The sequence below is a fragment of the Thermoproteota archaeon genome, from assembly GCA_003352285.1.
In the GTDB taxonomy this organism is placed as follows: Archaea; Thermoproteota; Nitrososphaeria; order Nitrososphaerales; family Nitrosopumilaceae; genus PXYB01.
Window position 1 is genome coordinate 102,768 of the sequence record QQVN01000004.1, and the last position, 19,012, is coordinate 121,779.

16 protein-coding genes are annotated in these 19,012 nt (G+C 36.1%); 8 read left to right on the forward strand and 8 right to left on the reverse strand.

All coding sequences use genetic code 11. The annotated features are described in order from the left end of the window. Positions 1–75 precede the first annotated feature (75 nt). Entirely contained in the window at positions 76–1,110 is a 1,035-nt protein-coding gene (locus DWQ18_05830; protein ID RDJ33560.1) for a copper oxidase, read from the forward strand. Further along, positions 1,100–2,275, forward strand: coding sequence for a divalent cation transporter (locus DWQ18_05835; protein ID RDJ33561.1), 1,176 nt, complete (start codon positions 1,100–1,102; stop codon positions 2,273–2,275). The genes DWQ18_05830 and DWQ18_05835 overlap by 11 nt, the downstream gene beginning before the upstream one ends. Here the strand turns inward: DWQ18_05835 and DWQ18_05840 are convergent. Continuing rightward, a complete protein-coding gene (locus DWQ18_05840) occupies positions 2,272–3,624 on the reverse strand; it encodes a cation transporter (protein RDJ33641.1) in 1,353 nt (450 codons plus the stop codon). The two genes, DWQ18_05835 and DWQ18_05840, sit on opposite strands and share 4 nt — an antisense overlap. A 65-nt stretch (positions 3,625–3,689) precedes the next feature. On the opposite strand from DWQ18_05840, the gene DWQ18_05845 reads away from it, so the two are divergent. The 3 genes from DWQ18_05845 (at position 3,690) to DWQ18_05855 (ending at position 8,609) form a co-directional block, all read left to right on the forward strand. Continuing rightward, a complete protein-coding gene (locus DWQ18_05845; GenBank protein RDJ33562.1) occupies positions 3,690–6,929 on the forward strand; it encodes a peptidase in 3,240 nt (1,079 codons plus the stop codon). 212 nt (positions 6,930–7,141) lie between these two features. Then, the gene (locus DWQ18_05850) at positions 7,142–8,239 is read left to right on the forward strand and encodes a hypothetical protein (GenBank protein ID RDJ33563.1); all 1,098 of its coding nucleotides are present in this window, start codon (positions 7,142–7,144) and stop codon (positions 8,237–8,239) included. Positions 8,240–8,282: 43 nt separating this feature from the next. Further along, entirely contained in the window at positions 8,283–8,609 is a 327-nt protein-coding gene (locus tag DWQ18_05855; GenBank protein ID RDJ33564.1) for a hypothetical protein, read from the forward strand. On the opposite strand, the gene DWQ18_05860 is transcribed toward DWQ18_05855, so the two are convergent. From DWQ18_05860 to DWQ18_05870, 3 genes are all read right to left on the reverse strand, one after another. Next, positions 8,610–10,145, reverse strand: coding sequence for a radical SAM protein (locus tag DWQ18_05860; GenBank protein ID RDJ33642.1), 1,536 nt, complete (start codon positions 10,143–10,145; stop codon positions 8,610–8,612). A 115-nt stretch (positions 10,146–10,260) separates the two neighbouring features. Next, positions 10,261–11,037 carry a nickel pincer cofactor biosynthesis protein LarB gene (gene larB, locus DWQ18_05865; protein ID RDJ33565.1) on the reverse strand — a complete coding sequence of 259 codons (777 nt, stop codon included), beginning with the start codon at positions 11,035–11,037 and terminating at the stop codon, positions 10,261–10,263. Between the two features lie 35 nt (positions 11,038–11,072). Next, a complete protein-coding gene (locus DWQ18_05870; GenBank protein ID RDJ33566.1) occupies positions 11,073–11,987 on the reverse strand; it encodes a malate dehydrogenase in 915 nt (304 codons plus the stop codon). 88 nt (positions 11,988–12,075) lie between these two features. Between DWQ18_05870 and DWQ18_05875 the strand changes: the two genes are divergently transcribed. The 3 genes from DWQ18_05875 to DWQ18_05885 are packed head-to-tail and all read left to right on the forward strand — an operon-like array spanning position 12,076 to position 15,253. Beyond that, positions 12,076–13,302 (forward strand): nickel pincer cofactor biosynthesis protein LarC, encoded by a 1,227-nt coding sequence (locus DWQ18_05875; protein ID RDJ33567.1) that lies wholly within the window; start codon positions 12,076–12,078, stop codon positions 13,300–13,302. Then, positions 13,299–14,099, forward strand: a complete 801-nt coding sequence (gene larE / locus DWQ18_05880) for an ATP-dependent sacrificial sulfur transferase LarE (GenBank protein ID RDJ33568.1) — start codon at positions 13,299–13,301, stop codon at positions 14,097–14,099. The genes DWQ18_05875 and larE overlap by 4 nt, the downstream gene beginning before the upstream one ends. Then, on the forward strand, positions 14,096–15,253 hold the full coding sequence (locus tag DWQ18_05885; GenBank protein ID RDJ33569.1) for a cysteine desulfurase: 1,158 nt from the start codon (positions 14,096–14,098) through the stop codon (positions 15,251–15,253). The genes larE and DWQ18_05885 overlap by 4 nt, the downstream gene beginning before the upstream one ends. A gap of 1 nt (position 15,254) precedes the next feature. Here the strand turns inward: DWQ18_05885 and DWQ18_05890 are convergent, their stop codons facing one another. From DWQ18_05890 to DWQ18_05905, 4 genes are all read right to left on the reverse strand, one after another. Beyond that, a complete protein-coding gene (locus DWQ18_05890) occupies positions 15,255–16,076 on the reverse strand; it encodes a PEFG-CTERM sorting domain-containing protein (protein RDJ33570.1) in 822 nt (273 codons plus the stop codon). Between the two features lie 78 nt (positions 16,077–16,154). Continuing rightward, the gene (locus DWQ18_05895; GenBank protein RDJ33571.1) at positions 16,155–17,027 is read right to left on the reverse strand and encodes a PEFG-CTERM sorting domain-containing protein; all 873 of its coding nucleotides are present in this window, start codon (positions 17,025–17,027) and stop codon (positions 16,155–16,157) included. A gap of 59 nt (positions 17,028–17,086) precedes the next feature. Beyond that, entirely contained in the window at positions 17,087–17,935 is an 849-nt protein-coding gene (locus tag DWQ18_05900) for a PEFG-CTERM sorting domain-containing protein (protein RDJ33572.1), read from the reverse strand. Positions 17,936–18,182: 247 nt separating this feature from the next. After that, positions 18,183–19,010: a PEFG-CTERM sorting domain-containing protein gene (locus DWQ18_05905; GenBank protein RDJ33573.1), complete on the reverse strand. Its 828-nt coding sequence runs from the start codon at positions 19,008–19,010 to the stop codon at positions 18,183–18,185. Between the last annotated feature and the right edge of the window lie 2 nt (positions 19,011–19,012).

Genomic DNA, 19,012 nt, shown 5'->3' on the forward strand with positions numbered 1-19,012 from the left:
ACAAATTTAGCCTTGGCTAATTTTAAATAAGGTGTTTAAAGAAAATTATTGATGAAAAAAACTCGCTCAACGACAATGTTTTCAATTATATCTATTAGTGTAGTTTTAGGTTCGTTATTCTTTGTTTTACCTGTAATTTCTGAAGCACAAAAAGAAGAAAAGACGTTTGTAACTCATTCTGGTAGGGTTGTCACTACATCTGGTGAAATATTAGATCCTCTTTACACAAGTACCACTTTGGAGTTTGATCCAATGGAATTTCTTCGAGATTTTAATTATGGAAGAGTATCTGAGCTTCCAGATGGAACCATTCTAAGGGAATATACGATTATTGCAGAGGATGACGGAATCATGGAAGTTTCTCCTGGGGTTTTTTACAATGTTTGGACATTTAATGGAACAGTTCCAGGTCCAACTATCAGAGCAACAGAAGGAGATTTGGTTCGAATAAAATTCATCAACAATGGTGAAAAGGAGCACACTATGCATTTTCATGGAATTCATGAAGCGCATATGGATGGAGTCTTTGAGCCAGTTGGTCCCGGTGGTGGAAAATTTGTCTACGAATTTAGAGCCGGACCTGTTGGTGTTCATCCATACCATTGTCATATAATGCCATTAGAGGAACACATTGTCCATGGATTGTACGGTGTTTACATCGTAGATCCTAAAGAAGGCAGAGCACCTGCAGATGAAATGGTAATGGTTCTGAATAGTTTGGATACTGACTTTGATACCGAAAATAATTTCTACGCTGCAAACACAATTCCATTTTACTATCAACACCATCCAATCCAAATTAACACTGGCGATTTAATCAGAGTCTATGTAGTAAACATGGTCGAATTTGATCCAATAAACAATTTCCATTTGCATGGAAATTTGTATCGTTATAACCCAACTGGAACTGACACCGACTCTTTTTACACTGACATGATTACTCTTTCACAAACTGAACGTGGAATAATGGAATTTTCATATGATTATCCTGGGAAATATCTATTTCATGCTCATAAAGTAGAATTTTCAGAGAAAGGCTGGGTTGGATTATTCCTAGTAAACGGGGAGCCATTAGCTGAAACCATTGGAAGTATAAACTATGGAAATTAATCAAACATCTAAAGCAAAAATCATTGCAAGTGGGGTCATCCCTTTTGCATTTCTGATTATTTTAATCGCATACATTTTTGGTCCAGGTGCTGAACTTTTAGACCTTGGCATTGCTTTACCTGAGATTAGTATTGAAAAAGTTGAATTTCATAAATCTGAAATTCATGCAACTGTAAGAAATACTGGACCTATTCCTGTAGAGATTGTAATGGCTGATGTTAACGATAGAATTCATCCTGCCGCAGTAGAACCTGACAGATTTCTAGAAAGATTTGAGACTGCTTTAGTAAGAATCCCATTTGAATGGAATGCAGCTGAACCATACATTATTGGTATAACTATTGAGGACGGAACAAGATTTGAAAAAGAGATAGAGGCCGCAGCCCCTGCTGTCCAACCTACTATTGAGTTAACAGGGTATTTTGCTATTATCGGAACTTATGTCGGAGTAATTCCTGTCATGATTGGATTACTTTGGTTGCCTTTTATCAAAAGAATAAGTAAAAGTAAATATCATTTTTTTCTAGCCTTAACGGCTGGACTATTACTCTTTTTGGCAATTGATTCTATTGAGGAAGCAATTGATGTATCCAATGAAAATCTCTCAGGCAGTTTTAATGGAGCTCTGCTTGTAGCCACAGTAATCACTCTATCATTTTTGGGATTGTATTATTCTGGTTCGAAACTTACACAAAGTGTAGTATCGTCTCGTTTTTCAAAACCAATTGCAATAGCACTTATGATTTCAATAGGAATTGGATTACATAATTTTGGTGAAGGACTCGCAATCGGAGCTGCTGTGGGACTAGGTTCTATTGCGTTTAGCACTTTTCTAATTGTAGGATTTGCTTTACACAATACTACTGAGGGTATAGCGATTGCTGCACCAATGTCACGAGGAAAATTAATGATAGGAAAACTCATTGGTCTTGGATTAATTGCAGGCTCTCCTGCCATATTTGGTGCCTGGGTTGGAGGTTTCGTTTATTCTCCATTCACTGCAGTTGTATTTTTATCAGTAGGAGCCGGTGCAATATTTCAGGTAATTGTTGTATTGTTAAAATGGCTCAAGGAAGAGGGCGACAAGAATCTTTCTAGCGCATCATTTGCTTCAGGTTTTGCATTAGGAATGCTAATCATGTATCTGACAAGCATATTGGTTTAGATTGGTTCTGGATGAATAGTAATTACCGCTTCACTAAATCTAGTTCTAATCTTTTGTTCAATCTGTGATGTAAGGTCATGAACCTTTTCAATTGAAAGATTTCTATCAAATGAACAGTCTATGTCAATTTTCTGTATGTCATTATAATGAAGTATGATTATACGACCAATTTTCTGAATTTCCTTATACTGCTCCAAGATTTTTGTAATTTCATCCTCAGCTTTTTTTCCTTCCATCTGTAAATTATTAGGAATTGTAATGTGTGGTTCTATGTGAACAGTTACATGCTCAATTTCTGGAAAATTTTTCTGAATTTTAAGCTCAATTTCTTCAGAAATTTTATGTGCTGATTCTAAATTTATTTCTCTATCTACCATTACATGCAAGCTTGCAAATATTTTTCCTTGAGATTTGTATGTGCTTACATTATGGATATTTTTTACTCCAGAAATTGAACCTGCAATTTCATTAATCTTCGAATCTAATGGAACTTGTTCCCAATTTGGCTCAAAATGAACTGTAATTGTAGAGTTTGCAATATTTTTTTTAATGTTTTTTTCAACATTACTTGATATCTCATGTGCTCTGTCAAAACTTACATCTCCTCTTAACGATATGGTGATATCTCCAAACAGAGTATCGCCTGATCTTCTCATTAGAACTGATTTTGTATTCAACACTCCGTCGGTATTAATCGCTATGTTCTTAACTTGTGACACAAGATCAGGAGAAATAATATCTGTTAACTCCATTGCAGTTCTGTAGATTAATTTTAAACTTAGAACCACTAAAACAATTCCCAGGATAAATGCGGCAATAAAATCTCCATAGTAAAATCCGTAAGTAACAAAAATAATTCCAATTATTGCTACCATCGTAGATCCAAAATCAAGAAAGGCATGATAGAAATCAGCCTTTAGTGTCACGCCGCCAATTTTTTTTATTGATTTTCTTAGAAGAATTATGCGAAATACATCCACTCCAATTGTGTAAAAACCTGCAATTAATGCAAAAAATCCTGGCAGTATCAATGGAGGTGGACTAGTTGCCCGTTCAACTGATTCATAAATGAAAAATATTGCAATTAAAAATATTGCAATTCCCCCAATTAATCCTCCAAGCGATTCAATCTTTCCGTGACCATAGGTGTGTTCTGCATCAGGAGGCTTGATAGACATTCTTGCAGCTAAGAGAAGAATTACTGTAACTACACTGTCTAAGAGAGCATGAATACTGTCTGTAATGAGGGCAAGGCTATTCGAAACTAACCCGAATACTAGTTCTACCACAAATGCCGATAATATTGCAAAAAGTGAAATCTGCAGAACTTTGGTTTTATGAAGAAACACACTCATTGCATTTTTGATTAAAATGGCAACTATATTACTAGTATTAGGAATATTTCGAATAAATTATGCGACAACGTTATTTGTTTGAACGACTGCTTTTCCTCAAGTTGACGCGGTATTCGTTATGCCTATTTCCAATTTTATTATTGATGTTTGTAATTCCACCTGCGTTTGGTGCATCAAACGCAAATCTTTTTGTCTCTGCAGAAAATCCACTTTTTTCAAATCATTTTGCTGGCCCAATGGTAGTTGAGGTTGTCATTAGAGATCCAATGATTGCAGATACTAGTGAGGGAAAGGGGGAGCCTGATGTGTCTCTTAATGGGAAAAAACTTAGAATGATTCAGGGTTCTGATGGAAGCTGGTATGCGTATTTTGCAAATAAGGCCAAAGCCCAAATTGCAGATGGGATTGCATACAACAACGGTGGAGGAATTGGCAAAGGACTTGACTTTGGAGAGTTTTGTGGAAAAGATACTCCCAGTTCAGTTTTGGGAATTAGTTTCTCTAATACAGAAGGAGTAGCAATACCTAGATCAGGAACAACTGGAGCAACAAACGGGCAATCAAGTTTCACATCCTGCACTGGAACAATTCCTGCAAACCCAATTGTTAACAACGTGGTAAGAAGTCCAACTGGCATTAACACAAATTCTGGAATCCCAGTAGGGCAGGTGGGCCTTCAACAAAACGCATGGCCTGTAATTCAATTGTTTTCGTTTGATAATAAAGTCACAATTCAATACAACAAAGCAGGTGGAACACAGAAAGTCGACTTACAATATAACGAAATTCAAAATATCTCTTTATCGCTTGATCGTAATGGTTACCCACAAAGTGCAGAGGTTATTGTATTGCTTAACGATATTCAATTAAATCAAGATCCTACTGATGAAGATTCTTGGACCTTCAAAGTTAATTCTCCCCCTGCTACATTTTATCAAGCATTTACAGATTCAGGCGCAAATTCTGCTAACGGGGGTGCAGGTTTGGTCAATCTGATTCCTCATTTATCAAATCTAGGGTTTGAAGACAATGGCATCCTGACAATGAACTTAGGATCCGTAGTAGAGCTGCAAACAAACAACCACCAACCAGTAAATTCTGTTTCAGATGGAACTAACACATTTAACAATATTGTTACTTTGGTTGAATCTCAAAAAAACTCTGGAATTTTTGAAAGTTTTGATTCTAATAATAATTCCTTAATTGGAATCAAATCTGATGCACCAAGAGGACAATCAGGCATTATAGAATACGATTCGAGAAAGACCTCGATTGTATCTGGCACCTTTACTGCTTCATTATCACTAAATGATGGAAAAGGTCCTCAGCCAGGAAAACGAACACCGATAACTTTGTCTGATAATGATCAGAATATCAATCCACAAAAACAGGATGACTTGGATGTTTTTCGAAGTACCAATATTATTCCAAGTCTAAAAATTGGGGAGCCTATCACACTAGAAAAGTCCAGCAATGTTAGATTCTATCCTTCAGGTGGCAGTAATTTAGTTTCTGGTGGAACTTTAACCCCCTCTTCTGTTCCTGATAAGAACTCCAAAAGACTAGTAATTGATTCTGGCCCGACAACATTCCCAGCCAATTTTAATTTTGAGATGATTTCAATTGAACTGAATGTATCTGCAAATGATCTAAAAGAATTATTGCTCAATACAAGTGTTAGTGGAACATCAGGAACAAACTGGATTAACTATGATTTGCGCTCAATATCTAATCAATTAGGGATAACTGACTTCTCCAAAACAAACATGACACTAAATTTTGGTTTGTCTGATACAACTCCAATACAAATTCTTGATCCTGATGACATAAATTCCGCAAAAGGCCTCATCCAAATAGATAATGCCGATGTTCAAACAATTAACTCAAAATCAGGAAACGCATTTTTGGTCATAAATTTTGATTCTGGAAATACTGGAGTTTCTGGTCTAATTTCAAGTGAAACACATAAACAACCAATAGTTTTCGATTTGTTTTCATTTGGAGAAAAGAACAGTAACACTGTAAATAATGCAATTTATCGATTTGAGCTAAAAGAGACAGGTGTCAACTCTGGAGTTTTCTCTGGTACGATGGAATATGTGATTACTAATCAAGTAAATGTGTTTGATGCAAATTTGATAAAGTCCCTTAGAACTATTGATGATGATATTAGATTCTTAATCAGTGATAGACTTTTGGATGAAAAAGGAATTAGCATTTCATATTCAGATGTTTCTCAGGTAGGACAAGAAGTTCCTACCTCATCTAAAAGTGATATTTTGACTCATTCTGGCACCGTAGGATTTAGTTCTCCATCATATCGTTTTGGCCAACCCGTATTAGTGAGATTAATAGATCCTGATCTAAATACAGATTCAGATCAAATTGATATTTACTTGGTAAACAATGATCCAAATTCTTCAAATGTTGATACTGTTGGTGATTCTTCTGGAGGCGTTTTACTAGAAATAAAAATCAAAGATACAAGATACAAACGTTGTACAATTAATGGTGTAGAATATGGTGGATTAGCTGCAACTGGATTCACACTTATGGAAACTGGAAAAAAGACTGGTGTCTTTGAAGGTGTTTTTAAAATGCCAACCCAAATTTGTGATAAAACTGGAACCAAGTTAATTTCTACTGCGGGTGGAAGTTTAGATGCAAAATATAATGACTTTAGAGATAAATTTGGACAACCAAATATTTTTGAGACTGGAAGAAATCAACAACTACAGACACTTGGTTCTCCCCCGATTCTAAATAATGATGTATTTACATTACCTAAATACAAACAAACCACTGAAGTAGTTCTTACAGGAACCCTTGATAATCATAAAAGAGGAACTCCGTTAACTGCTACCTTGGTAGGACCGGATCAATCTATCTCATCATTTGGAGTATATCCAACTTCTAGTGGAGAATACAAAGTTGTCATTACATTAAATCATGATTCCCTAACTGGACATTATGGAATAAACTTGGAATATCTTGGTAAATCTGTCGGAAGTACTTCTTTCTTAGTTACCAAAAACAGTATACCTGATTGGATAAAGAATAACGCAAAACTTTGGTCATCAAATAAAGTATCTGATACTGAATTTATCAATGGCCTAGAGCATTTGATCAAAGAAAATATTCTCAAGGTATCCGCATCAGCAACTACTGAAAAACACTCCCCTCTTGTTCCTGATTGGATTAAAGCAACAGTATCTCTCTGGGCGGACAATAAAATTTCTGATGATGAATTTTTGTCTGCCATGGAATTCTTGGTCAAAAAGGGCATCATCCGAGTTTAGGCAAACCATTTTCTAAAATTAATCAAAATTTTTCAGACGAGTAAATCTGAATTTCGTACCTTGTTAAATGTCAGTATTTCAAATTTGCTGATTTTTGCAAAGTATCACTTTATTATATCCTGGTTTACACTGGGTCACATTCTAGTATAATCGAGTCAATTTTTGTTTCACTGAATACATAAATACTCTCATACGTTGGTACATTCCAGCAAATGACGATTACCGGGCGTATGGCATTAGTTATGTTGGCAGTTTCTATACTGTCTTATGGTTTATCCGGTACTAGTTTTGCCCAGACTTGTGGACCTGAAGAGGTAATAGTAGCTGGCGAATGTGTTCCAGCATTTGATGAAAAACCACATCCATTAAATCTAAAAACAAATGCCAAAATTTACACTGACGGCGCGACTTTAACAATTACAGGTAAAATTCCAACATTAAGTGATTTCTTACAAGATGTCACAATTATAATTAAAACACCTACTGGCGATATTGCTGGTGTAGGTCAAGTCTCACATGCTGCTGATGGCTCATTTACATATACCACTGTAACACAAGGACAAAAATGGAAAGTAGCAGGAGATTATGAAATTTTAGCACATTATGGTAGTACTCAAAAAGATTCTATTAAAATCGACTTTGAAGGAGGAGAAGGCATTGTTGCTCCACCTCCAAGTAAAGGAACTCCACCACCACCAGAACCCGAATGCAAGTCAACAGAACAGTTAGTTAACGGAAAATGTGTTCCAAAACCACCTGTATGTACTTCCAACCAAGTACTTGTTGATGGAGTTTGTAAGGATAAAGAACCAGAACCAGAACCAGAACCAGAGCCTGAACCAGAACCAGAGCCTGAACCAGTCTGTGGCCCAGGAACTGTGTTGAAGAATGGAATCTGTGTGGTTGCTGAAACAGAGAAGCCAAGAGGCGGTGGTTGCTTAATCGCAACTGCAGCATATGGAACTGAGATGGCACAACAAGTACAGTTCCTCAGAGAAGTACGAGATAACACCCTACTATCAACTGAATCTGGAACATCATTTATGACCGGATTCAATGAAGTGTACTACTCCTTCTCACCAACAATTGCAGACTGGGAGAGAGAAAACCCAGCATTCAGAGAGGCTGTAAAGGCATTCATCACACCAATGATGTCAACACTATCAATAATGACACTGGCTGACCAGGGCTCTGAAGAGCAAGTACTCTTCCTTGGAATCTCTGTCATTGCATTGAACCTTGGAATTTACATTGCAGCACCTGCAGTAGTTGCAATCAAGGTAAGAAAGCACTTGAAATTACGAAAGTAATTTCTCCCTTAACTTATTATAATACAACCCTTGTTTTTGATTAATGCATATCGAATACGAGGAATTCAACACCATTGAAGACATCTTCATGTACATGTCATCAGCTGCCCCTCCTATGAAAAACACAATGCCTGTTAATTCGTACAAGGGTTATGTCATGTCATTTATTCCATTAAGTCCTGCTACTGGCGATACGTATCTCATGATATATGCAAAGGGTGAACTAGAATCAGGAATCTACGAATTTGATTTGCAATCTAGATCATACAAAAAAGTTCCATCAATAGAGAGAGCTGATAAAAATTACTTTATCTCTTTAACACCAAAAAGAAACACCATTGCAGATGTTGCAATAAAAAATCTCAATTAACTATAGTTTTTTAGTTTCAATCTTTGGGGCAGATACCGATCTGCTTCTTGCATACTTGTCTACAATCTCTTCTGGCATTCTTCCGTTGAATAGATCTTTACATAATCCTCTGAGATATCTCATAATTGCCCAAGTACCTGCTTTGATAATTCCATACATGAATATCTTCATTGGAGGACCATAGGTCTTGTTTCTCAGAATAATTGGGATAATATCGTTAATCACTCTAAGGTTATTTTCCCAACATTTCCAAAAGAGTGTGAACTGAGCCTCATTAAGATTTCCGAAATGCATGGAGTTTTTCTCACTGAAGTCTTGATAAAGTAATGGTGCTACTAAACCTCTGAAATCCATCTTTCTAAAGTCTGTTAACATGTCAATAGTGTATTGTACTTCATCAGGTGTTTCATCTGGCCAACCAATGATGATGGTAGCTGCTGGGAACCAATGATTTTTGTTAAGGATTTCTGCGCCCTCTCTAACTACACTGCCCCACTCTTCTGGAGCAAAGGGTTTTGTCTTAACACCAAGATGTTTTTTGACCATTCTAGGTGCTACGGTTTCAATACCCAGATTTGTTGCAAGCCATCTCCCAGTCTCATGTTGGTTATTAATTGAAGAAATCTCATGCATAAGATCAGGATCTGCTGCAACAGCTGAGAATGTCATATGTGTTGTTCCAACAAAATTTGCACCTAAACCTTTCAATCCTCTCCAGAGTTCTGTTATAGCATCACGATTTGGTCTAAAGTCTCTATTGTCACATCCATACAATAGCATTTCATCTGAGTGTAACCAAATTGAATCAAAACCATAATCTAGATTTATTTTTGCTTCTTTTTGCAATCTCTCTAGCGGTAAATCTTTTTTAGATCTTTTATTGACATCACAAAAATCACAACCTCTTCCACATCCTCTCATAGCTTCAATTAATGAATTGACAGTTGGACCTTCAATTCTTGGAATATTCTGAATGTTCTTTACAAAACAGTGCATTAACTCTGGCGCATCACCCTTTTCTAAATCGTTGAAAAGGTCCAATGCTAATTCATCTGCTTCTCCTACAACGACTGTATCAATGCCGTGAACTTTCATTCTGTCTGATTTTGCAAGTTCCCATGCCCCATTGCCGCCAACTACAACATGAAAATTATATTTTTTCTTTAACTGAATTATGTCTGCACACATTCGCTTAAACTTCATTGCAACATATGATAATTTTTCAGGAGACATTGTTGTAGTTACTGGAGCCATTCCCAACGGATCCATTACATTAATCCCTACTACCTTTGTATCGGGACCTATAGATTTGGCAATGTGATCTGGATTTGCAATAAAGACTTCATCTCTTTTGTATCCTTGAAGTAATGCACTCTCTACCCTTCGAAGTCCTACTTGAGCTACTTTTGCTTCTCCTGTAACAGGATCTGTTTCAACAGGAGGGCAAAACACTTTATCAAATACCCACTCTGGTAGTACTTCATATGGTCCACATGCAATAAAACCATACAGGAAATTTCCCCGATAATTTGTCATTAAACTGCGATCTGCAGTTAGAACAATACGTTTGCCAGACAACTATAGAATCCCTATCTGTATTCTATATATGATTTACGAGAATTCTCATTAACAATTCAAAGTATGAAAAACTCTAATGCTTTTTCCTGTTAATCTGATTGATAATATTTCCAGCAACAGCTCCTGCACCTATTCCATTGTCAATGTTTACTACAGATAATCCCAATGAGCAACTCTGCAGCATCGATGCAAGCGCAGCCATTCCTTTTTCACCATATCCATATCCTACTGATACGGGAACTCCAATTACTGGTACATCAACTAAAGATGAAACTACTGTGGCAAGAGCTCCTTCCATTCCTGCTACTACGATAATCACATCAACATCATTTTCCACTAATTCCTTTAATTTTGGAAAAACTCTGTGGATTCCTGCAACTCCTACATCATAACTACATATGCATTCAATACTCATTGATTCTAGCATTAATCTTGCTTCTTCTGCAACTCCTATGTCAGATGTTCCTGCAGCTAAAATCCCTACTTTACCTTTAGATTTCTTAATTGATTTATTGAAAATGAGTAATGTTGTGTTGTTTTTTCCTTTTTGAAATTTCAATTTTGATTTTTTCAAAAATGAAACAACTCTTGAATAATCAGTTTTTTTAATTCTTGAAACAACCAATGAATCTGATTTTGAAAGAGTTTTTCTAATTATTTTTTCAATCTCAGAGTATTGTTTTTTTTCAGCAAATACTACTTCAGGGATTCCTCTTCTGTTTTTTCTTCCAATGTCGATTCTAGCAAAGTTTTCAATTTTTTCAATTGAATGTAATGCCAAGAGTTTTTTTGCCTCAGGTACATTGACTTTACCTGATTTCAAAGATTCTAAAATCTCATTTAATTCCATATGGAATTTAATTTTGATTTAGATAAAAATCTAATTTAGATGTCTATTCCTGAGATGGCGCTTTTTACACTATCTACTGCTTTATTGAAAACAGTTTTCTCTTCATCATTCAATTCAAGCTCAATGATTTTCTCAACACCATTCTTTCCAATTACTGCAGGAACTCCTATGGTTACATCAGAATGACCATATTCTCCATCTAGATACGTGGCTACTGGAATGACTTGTTTTCTATCTCTAACTACAGATTCGATGATTGCAGAAATTGCGTTTCCTGGAGCATGTACTGTTGCCCCTTTAAGTTCAATAACTTTGGCTGCAACTTGTTTTGTATTTACAACTAATTCATCTAGTTTTTCTTTTGGGAGCAAAGAAGTTAATGGAATTCCAGAAACAGAAGAAAATCTTGGCAACGGTAACATGTTTTCACCATGTTCCCCAATGACTAGGGCTCTAATAGAATCTCTTGAGTGACCAGTAGCTTCGTGAATGAATTGTCGGAATCTAGATAGATCAAGCATTCCGCCCATTCCGAAAACTCGACTTCTGTCAAAGCCTGAGACCTTGTATGTTATGTATGCCATAGGATCAAGTGGATTTGTAACTGGAATTATCATGGAATCATTGGCATATTTTTTTATGTTTTCAACTACGCTTTTCACAATTCCTGCATTAATTTTTAACAAATCCATTCTAGTCATACCTGGTTTTCTACCAGAACCTGCAACTACTACTACAATGTTAGAGCCTTTCATCTCTGAATAGTCATTTGAGCCTCTAACCTCTACATCAATTCCTTGCTCTGATAACATATGATTGATATCCATTGCCTCACCCTGTGGCAATCCTTGTGCAATATCTAAAAGCAAAATTTGATCATCAAGTTTCTTTAATGCTGAGAAAAGTGCTGCATCTCCGCCAACTTTTCCTGAACCGATGATAGTAATCATGTTGTGGCATCTGAATATTACGTAATTAAATCTAATGTCGAGTCCATCTCAGATACAATTTATATGCATTTTTGATATTTTTCATTTTATGGTTATGATTATTGATTCTCATATTGCAGGAATTTCTGGGGATATGTTTCTCAGCTCTTTAGTAGATATTGGTGCTGATAAAAACAAAATCATCCAAGGAATCAAAACAGCCGCTGATTTTTTTCCAGATTCTAAAATCATAAAACTTGATTTTGAAAAAACCAAGAAAAAAGGTTTGGAAGCAACAAGACTTGTTTTAGAAATCCAAGAAGATATCCACGAAAGAAAAGGAATTGAAATTCAAAAATGTATTGAAGAATCTGTAAATAAACTCAATTTATCCGATCATGCAAAAAAATTCTCAATTGGAAGCATTGAAACGCTAATCACCGCAGAATCTCACATTCATGGCGCACCACTAGATTCAGTACATTTTCATGAAGCAGCTAGCATTGATACTATAATTGACATTATAGGTAGTGCCATCGCATTAGATGATCTTGAATTATTTGGTCAAGAAATTGTTTCGACGCCGGTCGCAGTAGGCGGCGGTACTGTTAGCTTTTCACATGGTACCACAACAAATCCTGCAAGTGCAATATTGGAGATATTCAAAAACACCTCTATCATAATTAAAGGAGGGCAAGCAGTTGAAGAGCTTACCACTCCTACTGGAGCTAGCATGTTAGTTAATTTGATTTCTTCATGTCAAGAATTTTACCCATCCCTACAGGTGGACGGAATTGGATATGGTGCAGGGTGTAAGAATTTTGAAAATTTTTCCAATGTTTTAAAAATTGTTACAGGAAAAAAATCCACTGGATACATCCATGATTCTGTGCAAATTCTTGAAACAAATCTTGATGATGTTTCTGGAGAAGTGTTGGGAAATACAATAGAAAAAATCATGAATAGCGGAGCAAAAGATGTGACCGTAACATCAGCAATTACAAAAAAAGGCAGACCAACTCATTTAGTATCAGTCATTTGTGATTCTTCAAAAATGAATGATCTCTTAGAGTTACTCTTTTCAGAAACTGGAACACTTGGAATTAGAATTAGGACCTCAGACAGAGTTACTTTGACACGCACCATAAAATCTACTTCTATTGTTATAGAAAACAAAAATTTCATTGTTAATTACAAAACCTCTCCGAATCAGCCGTTAAATTTTAAAATTGAATCTGATGATATTCAAAAAATTTCTCATGAGATAAAAAAATCCTTTAGATATACCGAGGACTTGCTTAGAACTGAAATTAAAAAAACCTTGGAGCAAAAATGAACAAATTAGATTCTCTTTGTAATTGGTTTTCAGATAAAAAAAGTGTAATTGTTGCAGTGTCTGGTGGCGTAGATAGTGCTCTGGTAGCATATGCAGCATATGCCCAATTGGGTAATTCCGCTATTGCAGTAACCGCTGATTATAAGACATTATCTAATGACGAACTAGACTCATCAAAAAAGATCTGCAAAGAAATTGGAATTAATCAAATAATCATAAACTACAGTGAATTAGAAAATGAAGATTTTGTGCGTAATGATAAGAATCGTTGTTTTTACTGTAGGACAGAACTATCTCATTATCTAATCAATATTGCAAAAGAAAACCAAATTGAAACTATAGTTGATGGTACAAATCTTGATGATTTAGGAGACTATCGTCCTGGGTTAGTCGCATTACAAGAAAACAACATCTTACATCCATTAGTGGAATGCAATTTCACAAAAAACGAAGTCAGGGACATCTCAAAAGACATTGGACTGTCAATTCATAATAGACCTTCAAACTCGTGTCTTGCTTCAAGAGTACCTTGGGGACAACGTGTCACTGCAGAAAAACTTACGCGAATTGAGATGGGTGAAACTTTTGTCAAACAAATTGTTGGCGCAAAACAGGTACGCGTTCGTGATCTTGATGGTTCTGCAAAAATTGAAGTAGGTGTTGATGAACTGTATCTTCTCAATGATCCATCAAAAATTAATGAAATTAACATGAAATTGAAATTTCTTGGGTTTTCTTCTGTTCAAATAGATCCTGATGGATATTCACCCGGAAAACTAAATGTGATTGTAGATTGATTTACCTAGATAATGCAGCATCTACACAAATTCATGAAGAAGTTTTAGATGCAATGCTCCCATTTCTCAAGGAACAATATGGCAATCCTTCATCAATCCATAGGTTTGGAAGACTAACTGAAAAGGCAATCAACAAAGCTCGAAAGGAAATATCAGCCCTGATTAATGCTTCTCCTGATGAAATTTTAATTACTTCTGGTGGAACTGAATCAAATAATACTGCAATTTGTGGGATAGCAAACCTGAATGATGGAAATCATATCATTACTTCTTCTATAGAACATGAGGCAATTTTGGAACCTTGTAAAAAATTAGAAAAACAAGGATTTGATGTGACCTACCTTTCGGTAAACAACAAAGGACAGATTAATCCTGATGAATTAGCCAGTGAGATTTCTGATAAAACATGTCTTGTTACAGTAATGTTTGCCAATAACGAAGTTGGTACGACTCAACCAATATCGGATATTGCAAAAATCTGTAAAAATCATAATGTACCATTTCATTCTGATGCAGTTCAGGCTGTAGGAAAAATTCCAATTGATGTCAAAAATCTAGGGATAGATCTACTCTCAATATCTTCTCATAAAATTAATGGTCCAAAAGGAATTGGCGCCTTATTCATACGAAATGGTATCAATATTGATCCATTAATTCTGGGCGGGGGACAAGAACACGGCTTAAGATCTGGAACAGAAAATGTTTCAGGAATTGTAGGCTTTGGAAAGGCATGTTCCCTAGCTTATCAAAACCTTAATGCAAATATCTCCCACATGAAAAACTTGCGAGATTACATGGTATCCAAAATCACAAATGAAATCTCTCATACCACATACAATGGACATGAAACGCTTAGAACCCCAAACAATGCCCACTTTACATTTCTTGGAGTAAATGGTGAGGATCTCATCATAAAATTAGATGAGAATGGAATTGCGGCATCTACTGGATCTGCATGTTCTGTAAAGACACAAAAGGCATCTCATGTTTTACAATCAATGGGTTTTTCTCATGAGAAAATTACTGGTTCATTACGACTAACTGTAGGGATTTTCAACACAAAAGAAGAGATTGATTCTACAGTTGATATCCTCAAAAAAGTAGTTTCTGAATTACGTTCTGTATCTCCTTTCAAAGAAAAATATGGATTCTAGATTAAATTCTCATTCTGAGTGGATTTTTTGACGTCGCTGCAATTATTGAGATAATTGCTACTGCCAAAATCAAGGCTGCAATTGCGCCAAATTCTGGTACTACACAAGTACCGATTATTTCAATATCTGAATCACCTTCTTCAAAATTTATAGTAATAGTTCTTGATGCAGAGTTTGTATCTTTTTCTGAATATGTCACTTCTACACCGTCAATTAGAATTATGAAAACATCATCACTACCATTACACATGTTGACTTTTGCATCTATTGATTCCCTAGGGAGCTTTAAGGTTATTGCTCCATCTGCTGTTGAATCAATAACTGTGATTAACGCATAGATGTCTGGATCAATTAACATATTTTTGACAGTACCTCCTTTGATTGAATACTCTACATCAAAGGTTCCTGATGTACCGGCATCAACTTCGAACCTATCTGTTGTCTCAACCATTGCCTGCTTTGTTGCAAATTCAAATGTTGCCTCTGCAACTACTCCCTGACCATATGATGCTCTAACTGTATATTCTCCATTATTTTTCCAAAGGGGACCTTGTGCTAAGATAGTCTTTGTAAACGTACCATCATTTGCTACGTTAAGCTGTGCAACTTCTACTAGGTTTCCTTGATGGAATAACTGAAGTGTAACCGGTGTCTCTCCAATTACCGTTGTAACGGTTCCTGAAATTACAATGGTTTCTCCTTCTGTGTATATACTCTTTGAAGAACTAACAGATAGTAGTGATTGTGATTGTGCAAATACAGGAATTACACTAAACGCAAAAACTCCAATTATTATTACCACCAGAAGATTTCGCACAAGCAACTTGTAGTGCAATTCTATATTTCCTTTACTATTATGAAATTAGCTAGAATAAATGAAAAAATGAAAAAAGTGTAGTTGTTAGTATTTTGGCATAATACTAAGTCTTGATCTTGCAGATACTGCAATTATTGAGATAATTGCTACTGCCAAAATCAAGGCTGCAATTGCGCCAAATTCTGGAATTACTTTTGCACCAAAGATTTCTATCTTCTCAGCCCCTCCAAGGAACATTATGGTGATTTCGTTACCGTTGATAGTAACATCATCCCATTGTTCGCCATCAACTAAAATGGTGTGAACGCCACTGATGATTTCTTGTGATGGAGTCAAAGTCAATGTACCGTCATTAACAGATTCAATCATTATTACTAATGATTTGCTTGCTGTATTGATGCTTGCACTTGTTACTGAGCCAGTAGATATTGTAAATGGAATGCAACTTCCACTTGCATTAAGTTCTGATGCAGAACATACTTTTGGTTTATCTGTAGATTTGCCGACTCCGCCTGTTAGTTCAACAAGTACTCTATTGTTGATATCTTGTGAACCATATTGAGCTCTGATAACATAAGTTCCGTCATATTTCCACAGGCTTCCTGCAGTGTTTAATGCAGTCTTGAATGTTCTATCTTGATTTACATCAATTTGTTGGACAGTGACAATATTGTTTGATGGGCTTACCACAGTTATTGTAACTGGGACTCCTGTTTTGTAATATGCAACTGTGCCGCTAACATTGATTGTAGTGTCATGACCATAAGTTTTCTTGTCAGTCTTGACCGTTATAGGAATCTCATTGTCTGCTGAAGCCATGGCTTTCTGACGATTATCAGCACCGTCACAATCTGGACAGGCTTCTTCAGAATAAGCGCCAAAGGCTGCTGGTGCAACTGATAAAGTTCCTACTGTGGCCAATATGGCTAGTAGTGCGTACGTGGTACGAGTATTCATCTTGTTTGCGAATTAACAACGTCTCTATTTATGTATATTTAAAAAACCTAGTTGGCGATCTAGTATTTTGGCATAATACTAAGTCTTGATCTTGCAGATACTGCAATTATTGAGATAATTGCTACTGCCAAAATCAAGGCTGCAATTGCGCCAAATTCTGGAATTACTCTTCCGTCGATAATTTCAACTTCTACAGTGCTCTTGAATTGACCGCCTTCTCCTTGTTGAGCAGTAATCTTGTAAAATCCATCTTGTTTCCATAGTGGACCACCAGTTGTGATCTTTTTCTCAAAGTTACCATTGATGTCTGGTAAAATCTGAGCAATTGAAACTACGTTTCCATTTGGTGCCTTTACTGTGAGTGTAATATCATTAAATGATGTTGTATGTCCATTTGCTGTAATAGTTGTAGAACCTTCAATTGCATCTGCAAAGAGCGTCAATCCTCTCTCTGGTTCTAATGCTGCTACCCTTCCATCCTCAAGAGAAGAGATGAATGCATATGGTGTTATGACTTTGCCGCCTTTAACTTCTACTTCTAAAGCGACTTTGAAAATTCCACCTGTTCCTTGTTGAGCAGTAATCTTGTAAAATCCATCTTGGCTCCAAAGTAAACCACCAGTGTTTATTTTAGCTGCATAAGTTCCATCTGCAGTTGGAGTTATCTGAGCAATTGAAACCACATTTCTGTTTGGTGCTGTTACTGTAATTGTGATATCTGAGGTTCTTGTTGTTTCTCCGCTGATATCAATTTGGGATGGTCTACCTTCTGCAGAAGCAGTTAATGAGATTCCTCCGGCAGCACTTGCAAAGCTAAATGATGAAACGGAGATAATTGAAACTGTAAGTAAAACTACTAAAACTGCCTTTTGATGGTTTTTCCCGAAATTCAATTTACAAGATTCCATACGATTGTCTATATTTATGTATATATGCAAAGATCCATTTTACATATCCCAAGGTCTGTTTTTGAACTTTTTTCATTTTTTGATCCTTTTGGATCTTTGAATCTTTTTAGATATTGGTAATCTGTGGACTTGGAAAAACTGTATTATCTATTTACGAACTCTTATGTCTTGGATTTCATAAACAGATCCAACTGGGATACTCTAGAGCTGGTTTTGTGTATTTAAAAAATGAAAAAAAGTAAAAGATCTAGTATTTTGGCATAATACTAAGTCTTGATCTTGCAGATACTGCAATTATTGAGATAATTGCTACTGCCAAAATCAAGGCTGCAATTGCGCCAAATTCTGGAATTACACAGGTACCGATTATTTCGATTACTTCAGATCCTTCTAGGAATGAGATAGTCAAAGTCCTCATGTCTGAAGTTAACACTTCATCAAAGTCCTCTTCTTGACCATCAATCAATACGAAGAAATCGTCATCTTCACCACTACAGCCACCTAGTTTTGCATCTATTACTGCTCTGGGTAAGTTAATGGTTAATTGACCATCGCCAGTTGTAGATATCTCTAAGATTAGAGACTTTGATTCCTCATCTGGTGTGATGCTAAGTAAGCTTCCACCAGTAATAGAGTATCCAATTGCAAATTCTCCAACTTGTATTGTAGGTCCTGTTGGTTTTGTGCCTGGTTGTCCTGTTGATCCACCGAATTCAAAGGTAGCTTCAGCAGTTCTAGATTCAGTACCGTAGAGAACCTTTACAGTGTATGTTCCTTTTGACTTCCAAAGAGCTCCACCAGCAGTTAACTCAGTACCAAATTTTTTGTCGGTACCGACGTCAAGTTGTTTTACAGTAACCAAGTTACCATTTGCTGATATGACTTGTAGGGTCACAGGAAATCCTGAGAGAAGTTCTTTGACTTCTCCAGATATTATTACAGTGTCTCCATCAGAATATGAAGGAAGATCTGTACTAACACGGATTGGTTCTACGATCTGTCCAAAAGCTGGTGTTAGTCCGATACTTGCAACTAAAATTGCAGATAAAGCTAACACCGAAAGACGAGTACTCATCG